Source organism: Prevotella sp. BV3P1, from assembly GCF_000479005.1.
Classification (GTDB): Bacteria; Bacteroidota; Bacteroidia; order Bacteroidales; family Bacteroidaceae; genus Prevotella.
In genome coordinates, this window is sequence record NZ_AWXC01000051.1 from 23,883 (window position 1) to 46,962 (window position 23,080).

The 23,080-nt window shown below is 39.4% G+C and carries 28 protein-coding genes, 4 tRNA genes and 1 pseudogene; 29 read left to right on the forward strand and 4 right to left on the reverse strand.

Annotation, left to right across the window (positions count from 1 at the left end):
• The first annotated feature begins 27 nt into the window (after window positions 1-27).
• The 4 genes from HMPREF1254_RS09200 to HMPREF1254_RS11830 all read left to right on the forward strand — a co-directional run bounded on the left by HMPREF1254_RS09200 (window position 28) and on the right by HMPREF1254_RS11830 (window position 1,334).
• On the forward strand, window positions 28-552 hold the full coding sequence (locus tag HMPREF1254_RS09200) for a CinA family protein (protein WP_023058415.1): 525 nt from the start codon (window positions 28-30) through the stop codon (window positions 550-552).
• A 150-nt stretch (window positions 553-702) separates the two neighbouring features.
• Window positions 703-966, forward strand: a complete 264-nt coding sequence (rpmB, locus tag HMPREF1254_RS09205) for a 50S ribosomal protein L28 (RefSeq protein WP_004349771.1) — start codon at window positions 703-705, stop codon at window positions 964-966.
• Between the two features lie 5 nt (window positions 967-971).
• The gene (gene rpmG / locus HMPREF1254_RS09210) at window positions 972-1,160 is read left to right on the forward strand and encodes a 50S ribosomal protein L33 (protein WP_004349772.1); all 189 of its coding nucleotides are present in this window, start codon (window positions 972-974) and stop codon (window positions 1,158-1,160) included.
• 15 nt (window positions 1,161-1,175) lie between these two features.
• Complete coding sequence (locus HMPREF1254_RS11830; protein ID WP_004349773.1) at window positions 1,176-1,334, forward strand: DUF4295 domain-containing protein; 159 nt, start codon at window positions 1,176-1,178, stop codon at window positions 1,332-1,334.
• Window positions 1,335-1,544: 210 nt separating this feature from the next.
• Here HMPREF1254_RS11830 and HMPREF1254_RS09215 read toward each other — a convergent pair whose 3' ends face one another.
• The 3 genes from HMPREF1254_RS09215 to HMPREF1254_RS09225 all read right to left on the reverse strand — a co-directional run bounded on the left by HMPREF1254_RS09215 (window position 1,545) and on the right by HMPREF1254_RS09225 (window position 3,699).
• Window positions 1,545-2,075 (reverse strand): TlpA disulfide reductase family protein, encoded by a 531-nt coding sequence (locus tag HMPREF1254_RS09215; protein ID WP_231385844.1) that lies wholly within the window; start codon window positions 2,073-2,075, stop codon window positions 1,545-1,547.
• Between the two features lie 12 nt (window positions 2,076-2,087).
• Complete coding sequence (locus HMPREF1254_RS09220) at window positions 2,088-3,026, reverse strand: ribose-phosphate pyrophosphokinase (RefSeq protein ID WP_004349775.1); 939 nt, start codon at window positions 3,024-3,026, stop codon at window positions 2,088-2,090.
• Window positions 3,027-3,090: 64 nt separating this feature from the next.
• Window positions 3,091-3,699, reverse strand: coding sequence for a thiamine phosphate synthase (locus HMPREF1254_RS09225; RefSeq protein ID WP_023058469.1), 609 nt, complete (start codon window positions 3,697-3,699; stop codon window positions 3,091-3,093).
• Between the two features lie 104 nt (window positions 3,700-3,803).
• Between HMPREF1254_RS09225 and nspC the strand changes: the two genes are divergently transcribed.
• The 25 genes and pseudogenes from nspC to HMPREF1254_RS09360 all read left to right on the forward strand — a co-directional run bounded on the left by nspC (window position 3,804) and on the right by HMPREF1254_RS09360 (window position 20,180).
• The gene (gene nspC / locus HMPREF1254_RS09230; RefSeq protein WP_023058412.1) at window positions 3,804-4,973 is read left to right on the forward strand and encodes a carboxynorspermidine decarboxylase; all 1,170 of its coding nucleotides are present in this window, start codon (window positions 3,804-3,806) and stop codon (window positions 4,971-4,973) included.
• A 108-nt stretch (window positions 4,974-5,081) separates the two neighbouring features.
• A tRNA-Gly gene (locus HMPREF1254_RS09235) sits at window positions 5,082-5,154 on the forward strand.
• A 41-nt stretch (window positions 5,155-5,195) separates the two neighbouring features.
• Window positions 5,196-5,277, forward strand: a tRNA-Leu gene (locus tag HMPREF1254_RS09240).
• 27 nt (window positions 5,278-5,304) lie between these two features.
• A tRNA-Leu gene (locus tag HMPREF1254_RS09245) sits at window positions 5,305-5,388 on the forward strand.
• Window positions 5,389-5,411: 23 nt separating this feature from the next.
• Window positions 5,412-5,484: transfer RNA gene (locus tag HMPREF1254_RS09250), tRNA-Gly, on the forward strand.
• 27 nt (window positions 5,485-5,511) lie between these two features.
• Entirely contained in the window at window positions 5,512-6,066 is a 555-nt protein-coding gene (locus HMPREF1254_RS09255; protein WP_023058400.1) for a hypothetical protein, read from the forward strand.
• Window positions 6,067-6,094: 28 nt separating this feature from the next.
• Entirely contained in the window at window positions 6,095-6,517 is a 423-nt protein-coding gene (locus HMPREF1254_RS09260; protein WP_023058487.1) for a single-stranded DNA-binding protein, read from the forward strand.
• A 2-nt stretch (window positions 6,518-6,519) separates the two neighbouring features.
• Window positions 6,520-7,866, forward strand: coding sequence for a gliding motility-associated protein GldE (gene gldE / locus HMPREF1254_RS09265; protein ID WP_036891211.1), 1,347 nt, complete (start codon window positions 6,520-6,522; stop codon window positions 7,864-7,866).
• Window positions 7,867-7,868: 2 nt separating this feature from the next.
• Window positions 7,869-8,462, forward strand: a complete 594-nt coding sequence (locus HMPREF1254_RS09270; RefSeq protein ID WP_023058472.1) for a 4'-phosphopantetheinyl transferase superfamily protein — start codon at window positions 7,869-7,871, stop codon at window positions 8,460-8,462.
• Window positions 8,463-9,098: 636 nt separating this feature from the next.
• A complete protein-coding gene (locus HMPREF1254_RS09275) occupies window positions 9,099-9,524 on the forward strand; it encodes a hypothetical protein (protein WP_155945456.1) in 426 nt (141 codons plus the stop codon).
• 101 nt (window positions 9,525-9,625) lie between these two features.
• Entirely contained in the window at window positions 9,626-10,456 is an 831-nt protein-coding gene (locus tag HMPREF1254_RS09280) for a hypothetical protein (RefSeq protein WP_023058420.1), read from the forward strand.
• Window positions 10,457-10,966: 510 nt separating this feature from the next.
• The gene (locus HMPREF1254_RS09285) at window positions 10,967-11,491 is read left to right on the forward strand and encodes a hypothetical protein (protein ID WP_052048156.1); all 525 of its coding nucleotides are present in this window, start codon (window positions 10,967-10,969) and stop codon (window positions 11,489-11,491) included.
• A 791-nt stretch (window positions 11,492-12,282) separates the two neighbouring features.
• Window positions 12,283-12,720, forward strand: coding sequence for a hypothetical protein (locus tag HMPREF1254_RS09295; protein ID WP_036871977.1), 438 nt, complete (start codon window positions 12,283-12,285; stop codon window positions 12,718-12,720).
• A gap of 583 nt (window positions 12,721-13,303) precedes the next feature.
• A pseudogene (locus HMPREF1254_RS09305) lies at window positions 13,304-13,755 on the forward strand (RHS repeat-associated core domain-containing protein); the annotation flags it as partial.
• A gap of 39 nt (window positions 13,756-13,794) precedes the next feature.
• On the forward strand, window positions 13,795-14,010 hold the full coding sequence (locus HMPREF1254_RS12530; protein WP_081699067.1) for an RHS repeat-associated core domain-containing protein: 216 nt from the start codon (window positions 13,795-13,797) through the stop codon (window positions 14,008-14,010).
• Between the two features lie 76 nt (window positions 14,011-14,086).
• A complete protein-coding gene (locus HMPREF1254_RS09310) occupies window positions 14,087-14,743 on the forward strand; it encodes a hypothetical protein (RefSeq protein ID WP_155945457.1) in 657 nt (218 codons plus the stop codon).
• A gap of 1,303 nt (window positions 14,744-16,046) precedes the next feature.
• Window positions 16,047-16,256 (forward strand): hypothetical protein, encoded by a 210-nt coding sequence (locus HMPREF1254_RS09320; protein ID WP_036873654.1) that lies wholly within the window; start codon window positions 16,047-16,049, stop codon window positions 16,254-16,256.
• Between the two features lie 12 nt (window positions 16,257-16,268).
• Window positions 16,269-16,487: a hypothetical protein gene (locus HMPREF1254_RS09325; RefSeq protein ID WP_023058392.1), complete on the forward strand. Its 219-nt coding sequence runs from the start codon at window positions 16,269-16,271 to the stop codon at window positions 16,485-16,487.
• A gap of 11 nt (window positions 16,488-16,498) precedes the next feature.
• Window positions 16,499-16,795 carry a hypothetical protein gene (locus HMPREF1254_RS09330; RefSeq protein ID WP_023058475.1) on the forward strand — a complete coding sequence of 99 codons (297 nt, stop codon included), beginning with the start codon at window positions 16,499-16,501 and terminating at the stop codon, window positions 16,793-16,795.
• Entirely contained in the window at window positions 16,792-17,382 is a 591-nt protein-coding gene (locus HMPREF1254_RS09335) for a hypothetical protein (RefSeq protein WP_023058399.1), read from the forward strand. Before HMPREF1254_RS09330 ends, HMPREF1254_RS09335 begins: the two co-directional genes overlap by 4 nt.
• Before the next feature lie 17 nt (window positions 17,383-17,399).
• Complete coding sequence (locus HMPREF1254_RS09340; RefSeq protein WP_023058460.1) at window positions 17,400-17,819, forward strand: PcfK-like family protein; 420 nt, start codon at window positions 17,400-17,402, stop codon at window positions 17,817-17,819.
• Window positions 17,820-17,841: 22 nt separating this feature from the next.
• On the forward strand, window positions 17,842-18,372 hold the full coding sequence (locus tag HMPREF1254_RS09345; protein WP_023058491.1) for an antirestriction protein ArdA: 531 nt from the start codon (window positions 17,842-17,844) through the stop codon (window positions 18,370-18,372).
• Window positions 18,373-18,389: 17 nt separating this feature from the next.
• Complete coding sequence (locus tag HMPREF1254_RS09350; RefSeq protein WP_023058452.1) at window positions 18,390-19,664, forward strand: PcfJ domain-containing protein; 1,275 nt, start codon at window positions 18,390-18,392, stop codon at window positions 19,662-19,664.
• A 26-nt stretch (window positions 19,665-19,690) separates the two neighbouring features.
• Entirely contained in the window at window positions 19,691-19,945 is a 255-nt protein-coding gene (locus HMPREF1254_RS09355; protein WP_023058484.1) for a hypothetical protein, read from the forward strand.
• Between the two features lie 4 nt (window positions 19,946-19,949).
• Window positions 19,950-20,180, forward strand: a complete 231-nt coding sequence (locus tag HMPREF1254_RS09360; RefSeq protein ID WP_023058463.1) for a hypothetical protein — start codon at window positions 19,950-19,952, stop codon at window positions 20,178-20,180.
• A 152-nt stretch (window positions 20,181-20,332) separates the two neighbouring features.
• Here HMPREF1254_RS09360 and HMPREF1254_RS09365 read toward each other — a convergent pair whose 3' ends face one another.
• A complete protein-coding gene (locus tag HMPREF1254_RS09365; protein WP_023058433.1) occupies window positions 20,333-23,080 on the reverse strand; it encodes a TrlF family AAA-like ATPase in 2,748 nt (915 codons plus the stop codon).

Below are 23,080 nucleotides of genomic sequence, written 5' to 3' on the forward strand. Positions count from 1 at the left end.
ATAAAACAGAAGGCAACAGTTATAGAAATGGAATTTGAAAGTAAAGTTATCAGTCGTGAGGTACAACAGTTGTTGTACGATACAAAGAAAACGCTTGGGACGGCAGAAAGCTGTACGGGCGGTCGCATTGCGGAAGTCATCATCGCCGTTCCAGGTGCTTCCAATTACTTTAAAGGCGGTATCATCGCCTACAACAATGATGTGAAAGAGAAGCTGCTGGGTGTTGATCGTGAAGTGATTGAAGCGCAAACGGCCGTCTGTGAAGAGGTGGCAAGACAAATGGCGGTAGGCCTTTGTGAAACGTTGGGTTGCGACTATGTGATTTCTATCACTGGTGTAGCCGGACCAGGCGGAGGAACACCAGAGGTACCCGTTGGTACCATTTGGATAGGATATGGAGCGAAAGACGACATCAGGACCTTTCAGCTGACGGAAGATCAAGGTAGAGATCTTAATTTGAATATCGCAACCAACAAAGCACTGCGTCTTTTCTTAGAGTATCTTCAGGCAAATGCACCCGAACGCCAACCTTCCAATCAAGTGGAAAAGTAATGCAAAATAGTATTGTTACACGGTAAAACATCAAAAAAACTTAATAAAAAGGATTCTTTCAAGATTTCTTTTGGGTTTTCGATAAAAATTTGTAATTTTGCACCCTGTTTGGAATAAGTATCAAAACGATAACAATAATTTAAGATAGCAATGTCTAAGATTTGTCAAATCACAGGAAAGAAGGCACAGATTGGTAACAATGTGTCTCACTCAAAGCATCGTACAAAGCGCAGCTTTGACGTAAACCTATTCAGCAAGAAGTTCTATTATGTAGAAGAAGGTTGCTGGATTAGCCTTAAGATCAGTGCGGCTGGTCTTCGTCTCATTAATAAAGTCGGTCTTGACGCAGCGTTGAAGAAAGCCGTTTCTAATGGCTATTGCGATTGGAAAGACATTAAAGTAGTAGGAGAATAGTCATTATGCCAAAGAAAGCAAAAGGTAATAGAGTACAGGTAATCTTGGAATGCACCGAGATGAAGGATAGTGGACAGCCAGGAACAAGTCGTTATATAACGACGAAGAATCGTAAGAATTCTCCTGAGCGTCTTGAGTTAAAGAAGTACAATCCTATTTTGAAGAAGATGACTCTTCATAAGGAAATTAAGTAATAAGGAGATTTAATAATGGCAAAGAAAGCGGTAGCTACCCTCCATGAAGGAAAGATGGATGGTCGAGCATATACAAAGGTAATCAAAATGGTAAAGAGCCCAAAGACGGGTGCTTACGTTTTTGATGAGCAAATGGTTCCAAACGAAGCAGTGAAAGACTTCTTTAAGAACTAATATATTTTGATATTTGGAAAAGATGAATGCAGGTCATTTGTCTTTTCACTTGATAAAAGCCACAGGCTCTATGGATAGATTTCCATAAGGCTTGTGGTTTTTTGTTTGAGTGATTATTCGATAAAGATGTTCCATAGTGAAGAAAACAGAAACAGGAGGAAGCGTATAGGCTTCCTCCTGCATAGGTGTTATCATTGCAATATCGAGAGGTTAATCCAGCTTATCTGCAATAAATTGGCGCAGGTCATCACCTCTGAGTCCTTGGGCGAGAATGGTTCCTTGCCCGTTCACCACAACCGTATGTGGTATGGAGTTGACGTTAAATAGTTGGGCAGCAGCGTTATCCCATCCCTGGAGGTCTGAAAGGTGTGTCCACTTCATGTCCAGCTTGTTTACAGCCTGTTTCCAAGAAGCCTCGTCCTTATCGAGAGAAATGCCAATGATGCCCAACCCTTTAGCATGATAGTCATTGTAGAGTGCCACCACACTTGGTGCTTCCTGGACGCAGGGTGCACACCAACTTGCCCAAAAGTCAAGAATGGTAATCTTGTTTTTGGTCACTTCGGCTTTGACAGAAGTTTCGTTTCCATTGATGTCGTTCATCTTGATGTCAGGAATCGTATTGTCTTGAACAGCTATTTGCTGCGCTTCCGGCTGTTTGTCCTTCTTTTTTGATTGGCACCCTGTGAGCACGAGGGTACTCATCAGGGTGATCGCAATAAATGTGGATGGCTTCATCATGGGTGTAGGGGCTTAAATTAAATATTGTGATGAGATACTCTCATTGTTGATTACACGGCGGATGGTTTCTGCAAACATGTCTGCAACAGACAGTTGTTTAATCTTAGAACATCTTTGAGTGTATGGAATGGAGTCTGTAAAGACAATCTCTTCAATGGATGAAGCTTGCACTCTTTCTGTAGCCGGACCACTCATGACTGCGTGTGATGCCAGTGCTCTCACGCTGATGGCACCGGCATTCTTCATGACATCGGCTGCCACGGTGATGGTGCCTGCGGTGTCTATCATGTCATCAATCAAGACAACATTCTTACCTTTGACATCACCAATGATCTGCATGCTTTCCACTTCATTGGCGCGAGCACGGGTCTTATTGCATAAAACGAGCGGGCATCCAAGGTATTTTGCATACGTATTGGCGCGTTTGGAACCACCAACGTCTGGAGAAGCAATAACCAGTTGATCTAACTTCAGACTTTGCAGATAGGGGAGCATTACGCCAGATGCATACAGATGATCCACAGGAACGTTGAAAAATCCTTGAATTTGATCGGCATGGAGATCCATTGTAATGAGGCGGTCAATGCCGGCGCAACTCAACAAGTCGGCAACAAGTTTGGCGCCAATGCTCACTCTTGGTTTGTCTTTGCGATCTTGTCTTGCCCATCCGAAATAAGGAATTACGGCAATGATGTGTCTTGCCGACGCACGTTTTGCAGCGTCAATCATCAGCAAAAGCTCCATCAGGTTATCAGAGTTGGGGAATGTACTTTGAACGAGAAAAACATTCTGTCCACGAATGGATTGTTCGTAGGATACTGCAAATTCACCATCAGAGAATTTAGTCATGACCAACTTTCCCAATGGGCAATTCAAGCTTGCGCAGATCTTCTCTGCAAGGTATCTCGATTTTGTACCTGAGAAGATTAAAAAAGAGTCTTTGTCACTCATTACTAATTAGCATTTATGATTTATACTGTTATAGAATATTCTTCAGTTGTAAGGATTCTTGTTTCTATCCGACAACCTTTCGTAGTTTTTCAAAGTGTGCCATCAAATCTTTGAAATCCGTCTCATTGTGGATGTCAAACCTACTCCACAAGTCGCCTCTTATTACCACTCCGCCAAAGCCATAATCTTTGGCAAGCTTCACATTATCTATATTCATGCCTCCCGCGGCATATACATGTCGGTCTATCAGTCCCTTCTTGGCAGCTTCTTCGATTTGTTGCATGTTGAAGTTGGCTTTATGATTTTCTTCCTCAATGCTGTCGAAGATGTATGTCAAAAAGGTATCATCGGCTTTTTTCTTCGTTTCCTTCAGCAAACTCAAATCTGAGCAATTGCGAGTAATCCGTCCCCGATAACCTGCGGGCGGCTGATCGGTTAATTGGTCCAGATGAATTCCTGATAAGTTGTATTCGTTCTTCAGATAATAGTGCTCGTGAACCGTAATTCTCTTGTGGTACTTTTCGGGTAGCAGTGACAGTAAACGCTCTGAATAAAGGGGTGACGAACCAGGCTTGTGTAAATGCAAGTTGTCCATTCCTTCATCGAAAAGGGCAGTCAATATTTTGTCTTCTTCCACAAAAAATGTGGATTTAGTCATGATTACGAGCTTCATCACTATTTTGATTTGATGTTGCAAATGTATGAAAATAATATCAAATTAGCAATTTTATAAGAAATAAAAAGTTACCTTTGCCCAGAAATACATATCTAGGAAACATGAAAGTTGACGCGAGAACATTTGATAACATAAGGAAACCCATCTATATTCTTGAAGAAACAAAACTGAGACGAAATCTTCAGCTAATCAGCAGTGTAGCCGATAGAGCCGGGGTGGAGATTATTTTGGCGTTTAAGGCCTATGCCTTGTGGAAAACTTTTCCGGTCTTTTGCGAGTATATTCACAGTACAACAGCCAGCTCACTGAATGAAGCCTTGTTGGGTTTTCACAAATTTGGCGCTCCTACTCATACTTATTCTCCTGCCTATGTGGAAGACGAGATTGAAGAGATAGCCCGTATGTCAAGCCATCTCACGTTTAATTCCCTATCACAATTGGAACGTTTCGGGCAAACTGTCAAAAGCGTGAATCCATCCGTTAATGTGGGCTTGCGTATCAATCCAGAATATTCTGAGGTGGGTACCGACCTGTATAACCCTTGTGCGCCTGGTACAAGATTTGGCGTAACGGCTAATAAACTACCTTGCGAGTTGCCTTCTGGGGTCACTGGATTTCATTGTCATTGTCATTGTGAAAGCGGTGCTGATGTGTTTCAGCGAACGCTTGCGCATATTGAAGAGAGGTTTTCTCCATGGTTTTCGCAAATCAAGTGGATTAATTTCGGCGGTGGCCACTTGATGACGCGCAAGGATTATGATATCGATTTGTTGGTACAAACACTTCTTGATTTCAAGAAAAAATACCCTCATTTGAAAGTTATCTTGGAGCCTGGCAGCGCTTTTGCGTGGCAAACGGGTCCGTTGGTGTCGCAGGTTGTTGATGTAGTAGAAGATCATGGCATCCGAACGGCTATCCTCAACGTGAGTTTTACATGTCACATGCCCGACTGTTTGGAAATGCCGTACATGCCAACGGTGCGGTTTGCCAATATCGTTGACGCGAAAGAACACATATCATCCAAGGCACATATATATAGATTAGGTGGAAACTCGTGCCTCAGTGGCGACTACATGGGTTCCTGGCGCTTTGACCATGAACTGCAGATAGGTGAAAACATCATTTTTGAAGATATGATGCACTACACTACGGTCAAGACCAATATGTTCAATGGAGTGGGGCATCCGGCGATAGGATTCTTGCGTCAGGATGGCGAATTAGAGGTGTTGCGCGAGTATACTTTTGACGATTACGCAGCTAGGATGGATTGAAGAAATAGCAAACTGTTCAGAAAAAAATGATGATTTTGTTTGTACAGTCAGAAAAAAGCATTACCTTTGCACAGCATTTGGAGAAATGTCCCTTGCATAAGGGTTGATGCGGCAATAGCTCAGTTGGTAGAGCACAACCTTGCCAAGGTTGGGGTCGCGAGTTCAAGTCTCGTTTGCCGCTCTCGTTCTGAATAAAACCAATAGGGTAATTTTACCCAACTTGCCCAGGTGGCGGAATTGGTAGACGCGCACGTTTCAGGTGCGTGTGTTTAACAACGTGCAGGTTCGATCCCTGTTCTGGGCACTTTTATTCAGGATGGTAACAAATGTTGGAGAGGTGGCGGAATTGGTAGACGCGCTACTTTGAGGGGGTAGTGAAAATTGCTTCGTGGGAGTTCGAGTCTCCTCCTCTTCACGTTTTGTTGATATTATATTGATGCGGCAATAGCTCAGTTGGTAGAGCACAACCTTGCCAAGGTTGGGGTCGCGAGTTCAAGTCTCGTTTGCCGCTCTTTTTTTCAGAGAAACATACTCATTCATGAATTTATATTTAAGATATTTTGATCGTGAGACATTAGTCTATAATGTTGAAGAAGCCTTAGAATTTTTGCGTTCTATACCCGAAATAGTGGTAGACATGGATTTGGAAGCAGACATCCGCGATTACGTTGCCAGTGATGTTTATTATCCAAAACGCTATAAGGTTCGACCACGTGTATATTTCATTATCATCAAAACCACGGCAGAGACGATGCTTGATTTTAAGGAAAAAAAGGCGTTACATCAGTCTAATCAGCCGTCGGGTTCCATTGACAAGCGGGATATAGCCGCGACGGTCATGACGCGTTTGACCGAAGTTCATGAAGGGTGGTATGAAGGTTCGCTCGATTTCAAGAGGGTAGTCATGATTCCATCCACCGGCAAGCATGAGTATAGAGATACGCAGTTTGTCGCTCAATGCAAGGCCAATTCCGGACAAGATTGTTACAATCGTATTGTCGACTATCTCAAAGATCGCGTTGATGGTCGTTCTCAGTTTCCTTCTGCAAAAGGCAAGAATTTCCATTTCAAGTATTTAGGGAAGTGGAAATAGTTCATTCTTAATCATATAGTACATCCTCATGAATAAAGTAATGCTCATCGGTAATGTTGGCAAAGATCCAGAAGTAAGGTATTTTGAGGCCGATCAAGCGGTTGCTCAGCTAACGCTTGCAACGACAGAGCGCGGCTATACGTTGCAAAATGGAACCCGGGTTCCAGATCATACTGATTGGCATAACATTGTGTTTTATCGCGGTTTGGCCAAGGTTGTCGAAAAATACGTCCATAAAGGTGACAAACTGTATGTAGAAGGGCGTCTTAGATATCGGACATACGATGACCAACGTGGTATCAAACGATATGTCACTGAGGTGCTGGCTGATAACATGGAACTGCTTTCCCCTAAGCGTGGCACCTCGTCAGAAGCGGAAGATAAAACAGAGATGAGTGGTTCTTCAGAGACGACCACTCCGACAAATGACACAACTAAACTACCCTTTTGAAATTGGATATCTCCACGATCTCTTCTTCTTTATCAGATGTCACCTTTCAGACTCCAACAGTAGGTGTCATCTTTGCAGCCGTTTTGGCGGCTCTTTTGTTGCTGGCCTCTGGCTTTGCAAGCGGTTCTGAAATAGCATTTTTCAGTCTTTCTCCTACTGATTTAGCTGCATTGGACGGTGAAAGGAACGTCCGTGACCGCAAGATTCAAATGCTGCGTGATGACAATCAACGAACGCTGGCTACCATTCTGATTACCAACAACTTTGTCAATGTCACCATCATCATGCTGTGCAACTATGTGTTTGGTTCGCTATTTCATTTTGGACCAAAGGCATATTGGCTGCAATTTCTCACCATCACGGTGTTGTTGACGTTCTTGTTATTGCTTTTTGGTGAAATCATGCCCAAGGTTTACAGCCGTCAAAACCCCTTGAAGTTCTGCAGAAACAGTGTCAATGGCATCTTGTTCTTCCGAAAATTGTTTTGGCCTATCGAGAATGTCTTGCTGCGAAGTGGAGTGATAGCCGAGCGGGTCATACAGAAGCAAAACCATGTCCTCAGCGTTGATGATTTGGAACAGGCTTTGGAATTGACAGACAAGGAAGACATCAAAGACGAACAGAGCATGCTGCAGGGCATTATCCGTTTTGGTGATGAGACGGCAAAAGAAGTGATGACGCCACGAAAAGACATAGTTGACATAGACATTCATTCTAATTTTAATGAAGTCATGCAGTGCATCATCAAAAACAATTATAGTCGCATTCCCGTGTATCAGGACAATGATGACAATATTCGCGGTGTCTTGTACATCAAGGATTTGCTCCCTCATCTCAACAAGCCTGCCGCTTTTCGTTGGCAGAGTCTCATCAGACCAGCCTACTTCGTACCTGGCACGAAGAAGATTGATGACTTGATGACTGAGTTTCAGGAGAATAAAGTTCACATTGCCATCGTTGTTGATGAGTTTGGTGGTACGTGTGGATTGATTACCTTGGAAGACATTCTGGAAGAAATTGTCGGAGAAATCAATGATGAGTATGATGAGGAAGAACGCACATTTTCTAAATTAAACGAAAATACGTACCTGTTTGAAGGTAAGACCCCATTGTCCGATTTCTTCAAAATCTTAGACATCCATGATGATGAGTTCAGTGATGTGCAGGGTGATGCCGACTCTTTGGCTGGATTGCTGTTAGAGATGAAGGGCGATTTTCTTCATCTTCACGAGAAAATCAGCTATAAGAATTATACTTTTGAGATTGTGGGAATCGAGGAGAGGCGTATCAGTCAGGTGAAATTGGTAGTCCATCCCATTGTTACAGATGGGAATGAAGTAAACGAATAACAATGCCCCTCCTCAGTATTAGCCAGTTGACAAAGGATGTGAAACTTGGACTGTGGAAGATTGATGAGTCCATAGATGAGTTTCTGTCTGCCTATCCACACCTTGAACAAGTTGTTTCCAGTTATCGTCATTTAGAGCTCAAGCGCCAAAAAATGGCGGTCTACACTTTGTTGTATGCCTTGAATGGCAACCGTCAAGTCGTCATCAATCATGATTCTCATGGCAAACCTTTACTGCAAGATTATCATATTAGTATCAGTGATACAGCGGGTTATGTAGCCGTTATTTTGAGTAGAACGAAAGAAGTGGCCGTCGATATCGAGTATTACAGTAACCGAGTGGACCGCATAGCCAAGCGTTTTCTTCGTGATGATGAAGTGGCTGGCACCACAGAGAGCCGGCTCATCCATTGGAGTGCCAAGGAAACGGTGTTCAAATACTTCTCCGCACACCGGTTACAATATGCGGACATGCGACTGTATCCATTCCAAGTGGCCAGTGAAGGGTGTGTCAACGTCGACAATTTGAAGGTCAACCAGACAGTTCCCGTTTATTATCATCTCAACGACAGGTATGTTTTAACCTACACCTACTAACCTGAGTTATGATAAGAATGTTCTGTTCTCGATATCTTTCCTAAGGGCATAAATATATTTCCTTTATCTTGAGATAGCAGTTATCAAAAAAATTCCATCAAAATCTGATATATGATTCCAACACTATGAAACTGTTATTGGAGAGTAGCTCGGGAAACAAATCCCAAATGTGCTCCCGCATAAAAGTAATAGAAGTGAATGTAGTCGGCAGATTACAAAATATATACCGCACAAAAGAAACGCCGAGGGCTTGACTGTGGACTGCAAGAAAAAATATGGTAAGCAATTGCAGGCTATCAAAGAAAATTATCGTATCTTTGACATCCCTTACAACGCGGTAAGGCTAATAAAGGAAAGGACATAAGAGAGAACGTTATTTCTTCTACGGTTACTGGGGCTGTGGCGGGCAATTTAAAGATAAAAGGCTTTATAATGATTCTAAAGCAACAATAAGCACATTGACCAAGAAAATGACAGCTAACCCAATAACTGGAAGGATGGCTGGAGTTTTAACAAAACGAGAGCGAAAAGCTTTGAAATCTGCCATATCTGATTATAAGAGTAATCTCTGTTAGGAAATAGGTTCAAATGCTGGAGTTAGTTTTGCTTCTAATCGTGTTCAAAATAGAAATAATAATGGAAAGAAAAAGAATTAATATAATATTATTTTCTTTAGGTATTCTGTGTATAATTTGTTTTAGTATGATTGCTTATTTTATTTTAACAGATTGGTATGTTAGAGTAAATGGGCAATTGATTAACGCAGAAGTTATTGCTATAAGTGGACGCGTATCCAGACCTGTTGGAAGCGCGACTGTAAAAATAGGAAATCAATTCTATGATGCAGGTAGTATAAATAGTTCTATTTCCATAGGAGATTCTATTCTTGTTCGCTATTCAACCAAGGGATATAGTGTTGTACAAGAAAAAGTAAATCCGTACATATACATCTTCTATATGTTCTTAGATTTAATCTTAATTTACTTGGGATTATTACTAGTAAAAGAATCTTTTAAAAGACGAAAGATATGGGAGTATTTAATTGACATAGAAACTCCCTAATTCTTAAATCAAGGAAAAAGTAATAATGTTATGAAAGTTTCTGGGTTATTGAAGATTTTCAATAACACAAACCTTTAATTAACTTTTGACACACTCTAAAAATGAAGAAGTCCTTATCTTTGATGTTGTATGTATTTATGTGCAGCTGTTGTCTTGGCTCTTCGAGAGTCTCATTGAATTATAAAAATGATGAATCAACAGACGCACTAGAAGTAAAGTATCCAATCTGTAGTCCTCTAAATTCTGAAGATAATGAACTAACAGATTCTATAACAACTAATTTTTCTCAGAGCAATGTAACATATTATGGTATCCGGATTTGGCCCCAAGACGAAGAATACTACCAGAAAAGTGTAGAAAACAGGTTGTATCTTGTGTTAGGGATTAATGATACGTTGGTAGTTATATCCGATAACCCAATATTTTTTGAGGCGAATATATTATCAATAAGATCAAAAAGTAGAGCAAGGAAGGTATATTCAAGGTACAATCTTAATTTTGACAATGATCTTCCAATAGGATTTTATGCCACATCTTCATCTGATACTCTTATTTATGAAAAAATACCAATAAAATCTGCTCCGTATCAATTGTCCAAGGGTATATTGAAGACAAATAGGTTAATTGATCTCCCCATATATGTGGGTATGCCTATCAAAGTGCTAAATAGAAAAGTGGGGATAGAGGGAATAATCCCACTTGAAACCTTAACAGAGTATAAGGTAATGTGCGTCATACATCCAGAAGCGGTTCGCTCTCTTTGGGTAGATAAACAATATATCCAATCATTGAAGCAGTTAAGTCACTGTGATATAACAATGATCATATTAAAATTAAAAGATAACAAGATTGATACCATTGAGTTTACCAATTTTGGGAAATATAAAATGACGGATGGAATGAGCGTAACATCATATTTAAAATTTAGATAATGCGGTAATGGCCAAAAGACGTAAAGAAATTCCAGTAAGCGAAAGAACTGTTATTTTGAAAGGATTATGAAAATGAAAAAAACATTACCCGTTGGCGGAATTAAATATTGAATAAGATGGGTAATGCTTCAAATCGGGAGTTATTGAAATAATCATCTGATTATCAATGTTATTTTTAAAAGATTAGGCATAAAGGCAGGGATAAATTCTCTGCCTTTTGCTATCATTGCAAGAAAACGATGACCAATGAGAAATTTTAGAAACTTCATGCTCCAGGTTGGAAGTTATGTTCAATGTCCGCATTGCAATTCAATGGAACTCGCTAAAAGTGTGAAGAATAGTATGAGCATAAAAGGGCGAAAGCAATAAATTGGAATGAATGACGTTAAATAGTTGATAACCATAAACAATAAGAAGTTATGATTGAATTTAAAATAGGCCTCCAAATGCAACCTATATCGGTAGTATGCTGAAGGTGTTCAATGGTTTGAATCTTCTGCAGATAATTATATGCCATTACTTTTTGTAAGTACTAACATTAGAGAATCTGATAGTTTTACACATTTTTCATGGGATGATATCATTTCTTTTTCTGAAGTCGATAGATCTATGTTGAGTTATCGTACTGGAGGTAGTGGAGATTGGAAAGCTGAAGGTAATCCTGGAAATGGGTATCTAATGGTTGAAGTAGAAGGGGTTCCATATTGGGCAGATGCCATAGGTCAAATACCATTTACATTGAATGAATATAGAAATGTATTAGGAAGGACCAAAAACTCAGAAATGGCGGCAGGAGAAACGATTGATATGGGCAAGCGATTTGGGAATGGTAGTTTATTAAATATATTTTTCCCATCCCCAGATAATAATAATAGTTATGATAATGCTATTATAAAACGCTCTGTAGATTGGGCGAAAAATAGGTATTCACTAAAACCAATTCGTATGCCTAATAGGCAATATGAAATTGGTGTGAATGATTATTCACCTAACAATATGCGAGTATATACAATAAAAAAAGGAAATAGAAAATAAAAGAATATGATTGTAAAAAAAATAATTTCAATTAGTGTAGGATTATTTTCATACATTGTTATCTCAAACATATTCCATATACTATTTCGAGGCAAGCATGATATAGCTTCAGGCATCCTATATCTTTATAATGATATGTTTTATATAGTAGGTTTTATCATGACTTTTTTGACCTATGGATATGGTAAAGTAAATAAGATTCTGTATGTCATATTTAGCATAGTATTTCTATTAGTATATATATATAGTTGGTTAATAGTTGTTGATATGCCTTATGAGAAATTCTTATATATAGGTTTAGGATTACTTGTCTATATATGCGAGATGGAAGTGTTAAAGTATATAATATGATAACAACTACACCGATAATGCGGTAATGCTCCAAATCGGAAATTGTCAAAATAATCATCTGATTATCAATGTGATTTTTAAAAGATTTGGCGTAGAGGCTGGGATAGAATCTCTGCCTTTTGCTATATTTGTAGTCCAAAACAATGAAAAATGAATATACAAGAACACTTCGGCATTTTGCACTCCAGATTGGGAGTGAAAAACTCAAGTTTTCAATACCAAACAAGAGTTTTATAAAAGGATTGACTAATTTTGCACTTGCTGGTTGACTCTACGGAAGAAAATCTGCAACACCAAAAGTGATAAAAAAAGCAAGGGAAAGTACTTAAGGAGGCTCAAAGTGAAATCAGGTTAAATGAATCTCTTGAGAAAGGAAGTGAGGGTACAAAGCAAGTAGTTTCAAAAGTTGCTGGAAACAAGACTCAAAAAGAAACTAGAGAATGAAAAGGAAATTGATGATTGCTTTGATTAATGTAGTCGTAGGTCTTTTTGCGATCTATTACTCTTTTTCTATTAGGCGGGAGGCTTTTATTGCCTCCCACCATAAATTCATTGCTTGCCAAATAATTCAGTTATATCCCCATTCTGGTTCAAGAACTCATCCTACAGCCCTAGTTATATATCATGGAAAAGAATACTTCACAAATATTCGTAGTGGGAAAAATTTGAATATAGGATATAATGATACAACATTTCATTATGATCCATTATTTGATAAAGTATTTTGTCGTGACCAGCGTGCTGACAAAGGAATTCCTTTGGTTTTTTTATTGTTTTTGTCTTCGTTTTTGCTTTGGATAGATCCTAGCGTAAAGCGAAGCAAGGCTCGTCCCAAAACTCAAGTATTGGAGTGTAATCAGAATAAGACCACTAAGTAAAGTACCGCTGTGGGTGGTAGCTCTGGAATTGTTGTGAATAATAACAGAAGATAATGTTTTTTAAATTTACATCAAAAGAAAGCTTTAATATTAGGAGAAACATACTTTTGAAGTATGTTTCTCCTATATTGAGAGATAAAGGATTTACAAACGTTCCATACTCAGATCCTAGTTGGGGGAAGGTTAACTCAGATATATACGCTTATGAATTTGGCAGGATTAATAGGTGCAGTACTTTCGATTATATTAAAATTTACATATGTAGAGGAGACAACTATATAGTCGTCCCAATGTTAAAGTCGTCCTAATTTATAGAAACAACAAAAGGAAAATTATTCTAATTAATGGTAATAAGTTTAAAATAGATGGAATTACTTATGTAAATAGTGATAATATTTGGGAGAAACAGTTCAACTGATGAAAATTTACGAAGATGGGCGAGGTTACCAAGACCGTGCGTACACAGATCGTGCCCAACCAGGCCATCATCATGGACAACGCCTACAGCTATGATGCCGCGAGCAACGTACTCGACGTGAAGAACAACGCTCCACTCCCACAGAGCGGCAAGGCAGGCGAACAGATGAGCCACAGCACACCTATGACCCACAGTATTGTCTGGCAAGCGCAACGGGCACGTATGCGGGTGCGGACAATAAATCAGCATCCTATACGTTATCCATGGGCTACGACAACATGCACCGCATCACGAGCAAGAAGCAGCACCTCACGCAAAGTAACGTACAGTTCAACGGTACCCTCAATGCAGGCTATGACCTCACCTACACATACAATAATGATGAGGGCAAGAAATTCCAACTGGCCAGTGTCCGTGACATCAATTACCGCACGGAAGAAACCCCGACGGACAGCACGAACATCAACAACGGACACAAGTACAGCTATGATGCCAACGGAAACCTTGTTTATATCAATACCTCTCGTGTAAAGCATGATGGCAAGGAAGACGACAGGGTAAGTGAGCAGAAATACAAGTGGGACGAGGAAAACAGATTCCTGGCAGCCGATGAGAATTATTCGATTAAGCGAAAGAAAGCCAAGCTTGCTTGCACTATGCCGAGTGCAGCCAATCGTAGAGTAAAACTCAATGCTAAGGAGCTTGATGAGGAGATGGGTATGTACTACTATGGTGCAAGGTACTATGAGCCGAGGTTGAGTTTGTGGATGAGTACGGACCCAATCTCTAATTGTGATCCAAGAAATAATGAAAATTATCTTGACGGAGAACATAATGGAGGAATTTTCCTGGTAATAGAGTTGCACCCGTAATTAGAAAAGTTAACAGATAATGACATCTTACATACTGGAGGACTTTCTCCTCCAGTATAATACTTATAAATTAATTATGAACAAGAATTATATAAAAAAAATATGGTGTACTGACTTAGGACTGTCTCCTTTCTCAAATAATCAATTTTATAATATTCTAGAATGCATAATCATAGGATGGAAATTGATTCCAATGCCTAATAAGTCTGAATATAAACCACATCTTGTTATTTACCCTTTATGGGAAAATACATTTAACAAATGCATGGATAGTCCATTGCTATTAACGCCGATGAAACATAAAGGTATAGATTTGTGTGTTTCGTATGATGAAGAAAAAGAAAATGTACATCAAATAACAGCATATTGTAGTAAGATAATTGAGTTAGGAAAAGACATACGTTCAGCAACATTTATTTCTTATCTGAAAGAAAACTTCAATAATCCAAATGTTAAAAGTAATTTTTTGTTGCAAATTAAACTCTTCAGACTACTATATGGCATATATTTATATCTTGACAAAATGGAATTAGCAGAAAATATCTACATAACCCTAAAGTATGAATCCTGTTTATGGGATAAGGAAATTTTTTATTATTGGTATGGAAAGTTAGATACTTGGATAAATTCTATGAGTAATTTAAAAAATAATAGAGAGCTTTTTATAGCAAATATTCAGAAGAATTCAAAAGAAAAAAAAATACTTAATATAAAACACATATCATTTATGTGATGGTAGTGTTCCAAATCGAGAATTATCAAAATAATCATCTGATTATGATGTAAATGTTATAATATCTGGTAACGCTAATGATAAATTAAAAGATCAAGAAGATAAAGTTCTGGAAGATGAAGCTGCGGACATACTATATCATGAAATAGTAGGGCATCCAGCTCCTAATGTTCTTGGTGCGGATACTGGTAATGCAATTAATAATGAAAATAAAATTAGAAAAGAATTAAATAAACCTTTGAGGAGGGAGGATCCTAAACATGTTGAATAAATTATTTTTCCTATTTATATACATTTTTTCGAGTAGTATGCAAATTTCAGCTAACGACTCACTATTAGTAAATTCAAAGTGGACTTTAATGTACACCCTTATTCTACATGGTGATACTATCATACGCAATGGTGAATCATATATTCGTGAAAATACGGAGATTGGAACTGGCAATAACGGAGGTCCTACACTTATTTTTAAGAATAATCATACCCTTATCAAGATAGATCCCATAGGTTCAAAAAAATATTGGATATGGTCACTTGATAAGGATACACTAATCATGCAGAGAAATTATAAGAAAAAAACTTTCAAAGAAAAATATCTGATAAGTTTTGAAAATAAAAAACGAATATTATATTTATCTCCAGTATTTCATCAGAAGACAATATATGTTTTTGGAAAAAATCTATCATTTAGGTTCAAATGATTGGCATTCAATAGCCTAATGAGTTATGAAATGCAGTAGGTAATGATTTAGCGACCTATCTTCAACAATGATATACAACGCTTTGCATAACTCGAATAACCTGTTGCAAAGATAAGAGTATATCGTGAGAAAAAAGAATTTTCTCCGAGTTATTTTCGTAAAGCCGTCCGTTTGGGCGGCTTTTTGTTTTCCGTGTATTTTATTCTTATGATGAAATGCAGTCTCCGAAGACTGCGTTTTTTGTTTTCGCCCTGCTTCTTTCCATGCACATCCTCCACTTATGCCTGTGTATCATGTCGGGATCGGTTGTTCGTTGTCAGCGGCAAAGGTAGTTCCGGGCTTCTACGGACAAAAAAGGTCGGGGCGGCAAGCCGTTTAGACGACAATCTCCACACTTCCATTTCATTGCAGGTAGTATTCTCGCCGTAAAACCTTGTTTGTCCTAAGCCCTACCTTTTTACGCCACTGAAACGAAAACGACCGACCCGACGGAAAGACGCATAAAAAAAATGTCGGATATGCGAGAAGCTGGGAAAAAGAAAAAGTTGAAACTCAACTCCCTCACCTCTGGAATCCGCCTAAAATCAAAAAAATCAGACAAGATGAAACTGAGATACAAAATATCAATTTGGGTGGCACTTGCACTCGCAGGCTCTCTCCTTTGTGGCGGAAGCATCTGGCTTTGGCTGGCAGGGATATGTGCAGGAAAATTCCTCATTCGGTTACTCCTTACCATTGCTTTGGCTATCGCAGTGTACATTCTGACTTATGCCCTCATCATCGGAGCAATACTTTGGTTACTCATTTCTTAAACAGGCAGATATATGAAAAGAAGAAGCAAGACAATCGCACAGCAATGCAGATACTATGAGGTGGACAACATCTTCGAGTATATGGTATCGGTTTACCTCAACGGAAATATCTCCGCCTTTGGGGAATTATTCAAGGAACTTAATCGGAAGGACAGAAAGGAATTTATCCTCTATCTCTTTTCAGAGGTCGAACCTATTCATATCCAAGAAATCATTTTAGCAACCATCTAAAAGTAAGAATAATGGAAAAATTCAATTTTTATCAAGACAGAAAGGTTACTTGTTGGGAACGCACCCACTTTGATGTAAAAGCCGAGAGTTACGAAGAAGCCGTTGCCCTTGTCAAGTCGTGGCAGGGAGAGGACGTGCTTTGCTTTGAGGACGATGAGAATATCATCATCACAGACGGAGAAACCTTGTATGACACCTCCGAAAGCCTATCCGTAGAGGAAAACGGAGGACAGCCGACTATCGAGGTCTTTGCAAACAATGGAGAAGACATCATCAACAATAAACCCGATAACACTGAACAGATATGAGAACGGAAACAAGAACATACGAGGTATATAACCTCCACGAACTGACAAGGGAGGCACAAGCAAAGGCACACAGCCATTGGGCGGAACATTGCGACTATACTTGGGACAGAGAGAACCGAGCCACATTGCAAGCCTTTGAACGGATTTTCAATATCAAGGCGGACAGATGGTCATACGACAGTTGTACCTACACCTATAGTTTCACTTCCCATTACAGCGAGGAGGAAGACAATATGAAAGGGACAAGACTTCTGAAATACCTTGTCAATAACTATTGGAACGACTTGTATCCACCCAAGACTTATTGGAGTGGAAACTACAAGAAGAAACGCAAGAGCCGTGTGTTTGTTTCGGACGATTGTGTGCTGACGGGCTACTGCATAGACTATGAAATCTTGAAACCCATATACGTTTTTCTGAAAGCCCCCAATGATACCACCCTATACGAACTTATGGACAAGTGTTTGAACGGATTTTTCAAGGCTTGCAGGGACGATATGGAATATCAATTCAGCGAGGAAGCCTTTGCCGAAAGTTGCGAAGCTAACAATTATGAGTTCCTATCAGACGGAACATTATTCAACTGATTAAAACATAAAAGACAATGAAAGGTACAGAGCATTTCAAGAGCGTAATCCAATGTTATTTGGAGAACCGAGCATCATACGATGAACTCTTTGCGGAGAGTTTCCGCAAGGAAAACAAGAACATAGACGAGTGTGTAACCTATATCCTCAGCGAGGTACAGAAAAGCGGTTATTCGGGATTTTCGGACGATGAAATCTACTCTATGGCAGTGCATTACTATGACGAGGACGACATAGAGGTAGGCAAGCCTAATTCCTGCAAAGTGGTGGTAAACCACACCATCGAACTCACGGATGAGGAGAAGGCGGAAGCCAGACAGAGAGCCGTAGAGCAATACCAACGTGAAGAACTCTCCAAAATAAAAAGCCGTAACGCAAGACCAAAGAAAGCCGAGACAACGGAAATCGTATCACAACCCTCACTATTCGAGTTTTAATCCCTTAAACAACGAAAGGAAAATGGAAACAATGGATTTAAGCGAAGCACGCATCTATGTAGGCACTTATGCCAAGTACAACAACGGCTCATTGCAGGGAGAATGGGTGGAACTTTCGGACTTCTACGATTTGGACGACTTTATGGAGCGTTGTGCCGAGATACACGAGGATGAGGAAGAACCCGAATATATGTTCCAAGCGTGGGAGGAAATCCCCGATGGTCTGATAAACGAAGGTCATTTGGATGAAAACTTCTTTGAACTTCGGGACGAGTTGGACAGATTGAATGACACGGAGAAAGAAGCCTTTTGGGAATGGGCGGACGGCAACAATGCCCATATCACCCAAGACGCATACAGCCTTGTAAAGGCTTTTCAATCCGCCTATATGGGCAGTTATGCAAGCAGGGAGGATTTTGCGGAGGAAATTGTGAAAATGAAGAACGATTTATCCGATTTTGCACTGAGTTACTTCGACTTCTCCAAATATGCCGATGACCTTTTTGACACAGACTTTTGGTATAAGGACGGTTATGTATTTCGCAACGAATAAAACAAGGAGGATAGAAAATGAAACCAAGAAACAGATATGAGAAGGCTGTCCTTGCCGAGAGCAAGCACCTTCGCCCGATAACCAAGACACAGAGCAAATGGGCATTCCGTGAGTGTATAGACCATTTCGCCTACCGACTGCCCAAAGGTCGCACAACGTGTATGGATTGTGGGCATAGTTGGACAATGGAAAAGCCAACGGACACTTGCACCTGCCCCCATTGCGGGGCAAGGTTGCAGGTCAAGGAAACCTTTGAACGCAAGATTAGGCAGAAGCAATACTTTACGATACTTACCGCTTGCGGAGAGTACCAAGTACTAAGAATGTTTCTTCTTTCTGTGGAAATGGAGAAAGGTTGCAAGGCTTCATCATATACCCTTGAAATTGGTCAATATTGGTGGAACGCACAAGGACGGCAATCAGTGATAGCCGTTCAACGAACATTAGGCAGATACATTGACACCTTTTCTTTCTGTTCGCCAATGGCAGTACGCAACGATAACGAAGCCTACCGTCATATATCGTACTCACCGATATATCCCAAATTCAAGGTTATGGACACACTCCGCAGGAATGGATTTGAGGACGATTTTCACGGCATTGCCCCGACAATCCTTATCCCCGCTATATTATCCGACAGTCGGGCGGAAACCTTGCTGAAAGCAGGCAGAGCCGAGCATTTGAAATACTTCCTCTACAATTCAAGGACATTTGACACTTGTTGGCAGTCCTATAAGGTTGCCACTCGAAACGGCTATGACATAGAGGACATTTCTATATGGTGTGACTATGTGGATATGCTCCGCAGGTTGGGCAAGGACACACACAGCCCGAAGTATGTTTGCCCCACCGACCTATATCGGGAACACGACCGCAGGCAAAACGAGCTTCGCAAACAGAGAGAAAAGGAGGAAATAGAGAGGAAACGCAGGAAGGCGATGGAGGACGAGGAGCGTTTTCAAGAACTCAAATCCAAGTTCTTCGGTCTTTGCTTCACAAACGGCACAATCCAAGTCCACGTATTGGAGAGTGTGCAGGAACATTTGGAGGAGGGGGTGGCAATGCACCATTGCGTATTTGATAGTGCCTACTATCTCAAAGAAAACTCGCTTATCCTTTCGGCAACCATTGAGGGCAAACGGATAGAAACGATTGAGGTTAATTTGGACACGCTCAAAGTTGTGCAAAGTCGTGGCGTTTGTAATCAAAACACAGAGTACCACGACCAAATCGTAAGCCTCGTGAATGCCAACCGCAAATTGATAAGACAGAGAATGAGAGCGACAGCATAAGCAACAATCACCAAAATATCACAGATATGAAAGCAGAAATTGAAAGCATCGTATGTAATTGGGCGGACGAGATACCCCATATCCTTATAAGGGTAATCAATGCCATTACTTTATCCGTCAATGAAGAGGAACTGAGAGCTGCCGTCAAGCGGATAGCCGAAGAAACGGAACTTGACAAGTTCTTTGCCTATGGTTATGGCACACATCATTTTTGGCTTACCCACCGCAGGTTATCGAATGGTGAGCCGATGGAACACAGATTATTAAAAGTTGAGTTTTGAGAATATGAAGAAGAAAGTTTATAGAGTACGGACGCAGTACATTTTCGAGGGAGTGTTTGAGGTTGTTGCCGAAAGCAGGGAGGACGCACAGCAAAAGGTCATTCAGAATTGCGGATTGGTAATGGGTGGGAATATTCACAGCACCTTACCCGATGAAGAGGTGAATTGGGCTTTCTCCACCCACCCTGAAGTCAGGACGGGACGGATAACCATTCAAGAAGAACAGATGAAGTAATGCGGTCGGCAGATTTGCCAATCGCTCCTTTCTTTCGTGAGCCTAAGCAGATAAAGAAAGGAGCAAAGAAACCCCAATAAAAAACACCTCGTTACTTTTGACAGTGAGTTGAGACGGCTCAAAAGTAACAAAAAGCCCATCCAAATATTGTTCTATCTTCTAAAGCCGTATTTTTGTTCACGTTTCTCAAAAGCAACACGCCCTCCTTCCAAAATATCACATATGTGTTCACGGATACCTTGTGAAGATAATATATACTCAGCATTTTCGTCTCTTTGCTTGGTGTCTTCCAAAGATCCGTTGATATATTGAAATTTCAAACCTCCTAAGTTGGGCGTATCCGCACCTTCTTGATTAGCTACAATTACATTTTCTGCGTCTGCACTTACCACAACATTGGAATTGTGCGTCACCAATATTATTTGTCGCTCTTTCTTTTTCCGTTTGATGTATGCTACTAATTCATGATAAATCGCGCGATTATCAAGACTATCCTCTGGTTGGTCTATGAGTATTGGGCATTTCTTATCACTAAAATCCAAAAGTAGTTTCAGGATAACAAAAGCTTGTTTTCCCTCTGACATATTAACAAAATTATCCCCTTGATAAGTCAAGCTATAATCAAGGCTATACCAACTGTGGGTAAGAAATTCTGTTACAACATTTAATGCTTCATATCCATTCTTCAGAAGCACTTTCTCTGAAAGAAGATTCTTAAAGAAGTCCAAACTAATTGCTTTGTTATCTTCATCATATTTATTTAGCAATTCTTGTAGATATTCTTGACGTTCATAACCTCTTTGATTTAGTCTGGTCTCCAAAAAGACTCGCATTTCTTGCTTGTGAAAAGTGAGTTTTACACGAATATCAAGTTTATCATAAGTGATGGCTAAGTTATTACAAATATCATTTGCGCTTATTTTATAAGAGCAATGATTGTCAATGACTTTACGGATTGATTCTTCTCGTTGTAGCCTTGCTTGCTCAAGCTTTTTCTGTATCTCATCAATTGCAGTAAGCTTTCTTTCTTCTTCTTGTATTTTGCTATTAATATCTTTTAATTCCTTATTGTCCTCAAATATCCGTAATCCTTTTTTGTAGATATCAGAAGCTATTATTGTTTGTATCTCCGTGGCTATTTGGTCTTTTGCTTTAGAGGTATCTTCTATGATTTTTTGGACGATCTCTGTCCATTCCATTTCAGTTCTTACTTTCAAACCATTAAACAGACGATCTACTTCATACTGATTCAACCCAAAAGATAATTTATCAAAATCCCATTTTTTCTCAAAGGAAGAATCGAATGGAGTGAGATTTTTTAATCTATTCAACAACTCAAGGTCGTTATCTGCCGCAGCAATAAGTTTCTTCTTTTCTTGAATTTGATATACATAAGCATCAAATGAAACTCTTTCTTCTTGTGTTAATGCTCCATCTTTTTGCAGAGTAGATGCTTTTGTTTTCAATAGTTGCAATTGTTGTTGAACACCATCCCTATTACCTTTTTCTGATAAACTCTTTTTTAGAGAATCAATCTCTTTTTGCAGTTGAAAAACATAGAAAACTCCATCCGTTACACTTTTAGAAACATCTGTAAGATGAGTATAATAATTCTCTAAAATTCTATTTTCATCTTTGCTCTTTATTATGTCTTCTACTATTTTATTCGTCTTTTCTGAGTCAAAAGCAATCTCGTGCATGTAACTTTGTCGGAAATATTCTATTTCACGACCGAGTTGATTATTTCCATCCTGCCATCTGATAGAAACCCCATCAAGATGTTGTCTAATAAAATCACCTTCTCCAACTTCTTTATTTCCATGCTTAGCAGCTATTGCTTTAAGTAATGATGATTTCCCTGTAGAACGTCCTCCTATGATAGTATTTAAGTTAGGATTGAGAAAAATTTTCCCATCCCAAAAATCATCCTCTTTTAATGTTATACTATCAATTACCTGATAAATATTCTTCTCGTCAGGTTTGGTTATTTGAATCTTCACTCTATCCTCTGGTTCAAACAGAATCTGTTTTAGTCCTTCGAATGTAGTATCAGCCTTAATCCAAGTTTTACAATTTCCCAATCTATCCTTTAGCTCAATCTGGTCTGCAAAAGAATGGGCATCACTACAATCTAATAGCAAATCATTTACACCTTGTTCATGTAGTTTTTCTTTTGATTTATTGTATGCTTCGATATCCTCGGCTGCGGTAAATACTATATCAACATCATTAATGATACTCTTTTTTTCTGCTATAGAATTATCGTTCCATTTGAAATCTTCCCATTCTGTTTTACCAATAGCTGTCATGAATTTGCCCTCAAATATCTGATTGGCATTTGATAAAGCATTTTTAATGACAGACGTCTCAAGATTGAGATTATTAAATCCTTCTCTTAATGGACTTCCATAGTGTTGGTGTTCATTTTCTGGTACAGAGGCTATAATCCGTTCTCCTAAATCTTGAATACTTTCTATTGAAATAACTCCACCCCACTGTTGAGTACAGTCTGGACTTAATGTATAATGCGCAGTGAGAGCATTCAAGAATTGCTGCTGAATTTGATCAGGGGTTAGTTCATTAGAAAAAATGACATGGTAGTTTATTCTTTTAAACTTCTTATTTCCACAGAACTTTGATAACCTAAACTCGACAACAGGTAGTATCAACTCTATATTTTGCAGCCTACCTTGTTCTTTATAATCAAGAATTTTACGATAACCATCAATAAAAAGATAGTCATTGATACCAAGAACTTTTATATCATCGGGAAGATGCTCTAAAGCATCTATATACTTCTCCCATATATCTTCATCAGGAGAGCACTTATAATTATGCTCCAAAGAAAAAGGAGTATGGACATGCAAGTCCCAAATTCTCCATTCCGATCCTCTGTTCAT

Coding starts and splice junctions, on each gene's coding strand:
- HMPREF1254_RS09200 (WP_023058415.1), top strand. CDS start 28: ATGGAATTTGAAAGTAAAGTTATCAGTCGTGAGGTACAACAGTTGTTG.
- rpmB (WP_004349771.1), top strand. CDS start 703: ATGTCTAAGATTTGTCAAATCACAGGAAAGAAGGCACAGATTGGTAAC.
- rpmG (WP_004349772.1), top strand. CDS start 972: ATGCCAAAGAAAGCAAAAGGTAATAGAGTACAGGTAATCTTGGAATGC.
- HMPREF1254_RS11830 (WP_004349773.1), top strand. CDS start 1,176: ATGGCAAAGAAAGCGGTAGCTACCCTCCATGAAGGAAAGATGGATGGT.
- HMPREF1254_RS09215 (WP_231385844.1), bottom strand. CDS start 2,075: ATGATGAAGCCATCCACATTTATTGCGATCACCCTGATGAGTACCCTC.
- HMPREF1254_RS09220 (WP_004349775.1), bottom strand. CDS start 3,026: ATGAGTGACAAAGACTCTTTTTTAATCTTCTCAGGTACAAAATCGAGA.
- HMPREF1254_RS09225 (WP_023058469.1), bottom strand. CDS start 3,699: ATGAAGCTCGTAATCATGACTAAATCCACATTTTTTGTGGAAGAAGAC.
- nspC (WP_023058412.1), top strand. CDS start 3,804: ATGAAAGTTGACGCGAGAACATTTGATAACATAAGGAAACCCATCTAT.
- HMPREF1254_RS09255 (WP_023058400.1), top strand. CDS start 5,512: ATGAATTTATATTTAAGATATTTTGATCGTGAGACATTAGTCTATAAT.
- HMPREF1254_RS09260 (WP_023058487.1), top strand. CDS start 6,095: ATGAATAAAGTAATGCTCATCGGTAATGTTGGCAAAGATCCAGAAGTA.
- HMPREF1254_RS09270 (WP_023058472.1), top strand. CDS start 7,869: ATGCCCCTCCTCAGTATTAGCCAGTTGACAAAGGATGTGAAACTTGGA.
- HMPREF1254_RS09275 (WP_155945456.1), top strand. CDS start 9,099: ATGGAAAGAAAAAGAATTAATATAATATTATTTTCTTTAGGTATTCTG.
- HMPREF1254_RS09280 (WP_023058420.1), top strand. CDS start 9,626: ATGAAGAAGTCCTTATCTTTGATGTTGTATGTATTTATGTGCAGCTGT.
- HMPREF1254_RS09285 (WP_052048156.1), top strand. CDS start 10,967: ATGCCATTACTTTTTGTAAGTACTAACATTAGAGAATCTGATAGTTTT.
- HMPREF1254_RS09295 (WP_036871977.1), top strand. CDS start 12,283: ATGAAAAGGAAATTGATGATTGCTTTGATTAATGTAGTCGTAGGTCTT.
- HMPREF1254_RS12530 (WP_081699067.1), top strand. CDS start 13,795: ATGCCGAGTGCAGCCAATCGTAGAGTAAAACTCAATGCTAAGGAGCTT.
- HMPREF1254_RS09310 (WP_155945457.1), top strand. CDS start 14,087: ATGAACAAGAATTATATAAAAAAAATATGGTGTACTGACTTAGGACTG.
- HMPREF1254_RS09320 (WP_036873654.1), top strand. CDS start 16,047: ATGAAACTGAGATACAAAATATCAATTTGGGTGGCACTTGCACTCGCA.
- HMPREF1254_RS09325 (WP_023058392.1), top strand. CDS start 16,269: ATGAAAAGAAGAAGCAAGACAATCGCACAGCAATGCAGATACTATGAG.
- HMPREF1254_RS09330 (WP_023058475.1), top strand. CDS start 16,499: ATGGAAAAATTCAATTTTTATCAAGACAGAAAGGTTACTTGTTGGGAA.
- HMPREF1254_RS09335 (WP_023058399.1), top strand. CDS start 16,792: ATGAGAACGGAAACAAGAACATACGAGGTATATAACCTCCACGAACTG.
- HMPREF1254_RS09340 (WP_023058460.1), top strand. CDS start 17,400: ATGAAAGGTACAGAGCATTTCAAGAGCGTAATCCAATGTTATTTGGAG.
- HMPREF1254_RS09345 (WP_023058491.1), top strand. CDS start 17,842: ATGGAAACAATGGATTTAAGCGAAGCACGCATCTATGTAGGCACTTAT.
- HMPREF1254_RS09350 (WP_023058452.1), top strand. CDS start 18,390: ATGAAACCAAGAAACAGATATGAGAAGGCTGTCCTTGCCGAGAGCAAG.
- HMPREF1254_RS09355 (WP_023058484.1), top strand. CDS start 19,691: ATGAAAGCAGAAATTGAAAGCATCGTATGTAATTGGGCGGACGAGATA.
- HMPREF1254_RS09360 (WP_023058463.1), top strand. CDS start 19,950: ATGAAGAAGAAAGTTTATAGAGTACGGACGCAGTACATTTTCGAGGGA.
- HMPREF1254_RS09365 (WP_023058433.1), bottom strand. CDS start 23,080: ATGAACAGAGGATCGGAATGGAGAATTTGGGACTTGCATGTCCATACT.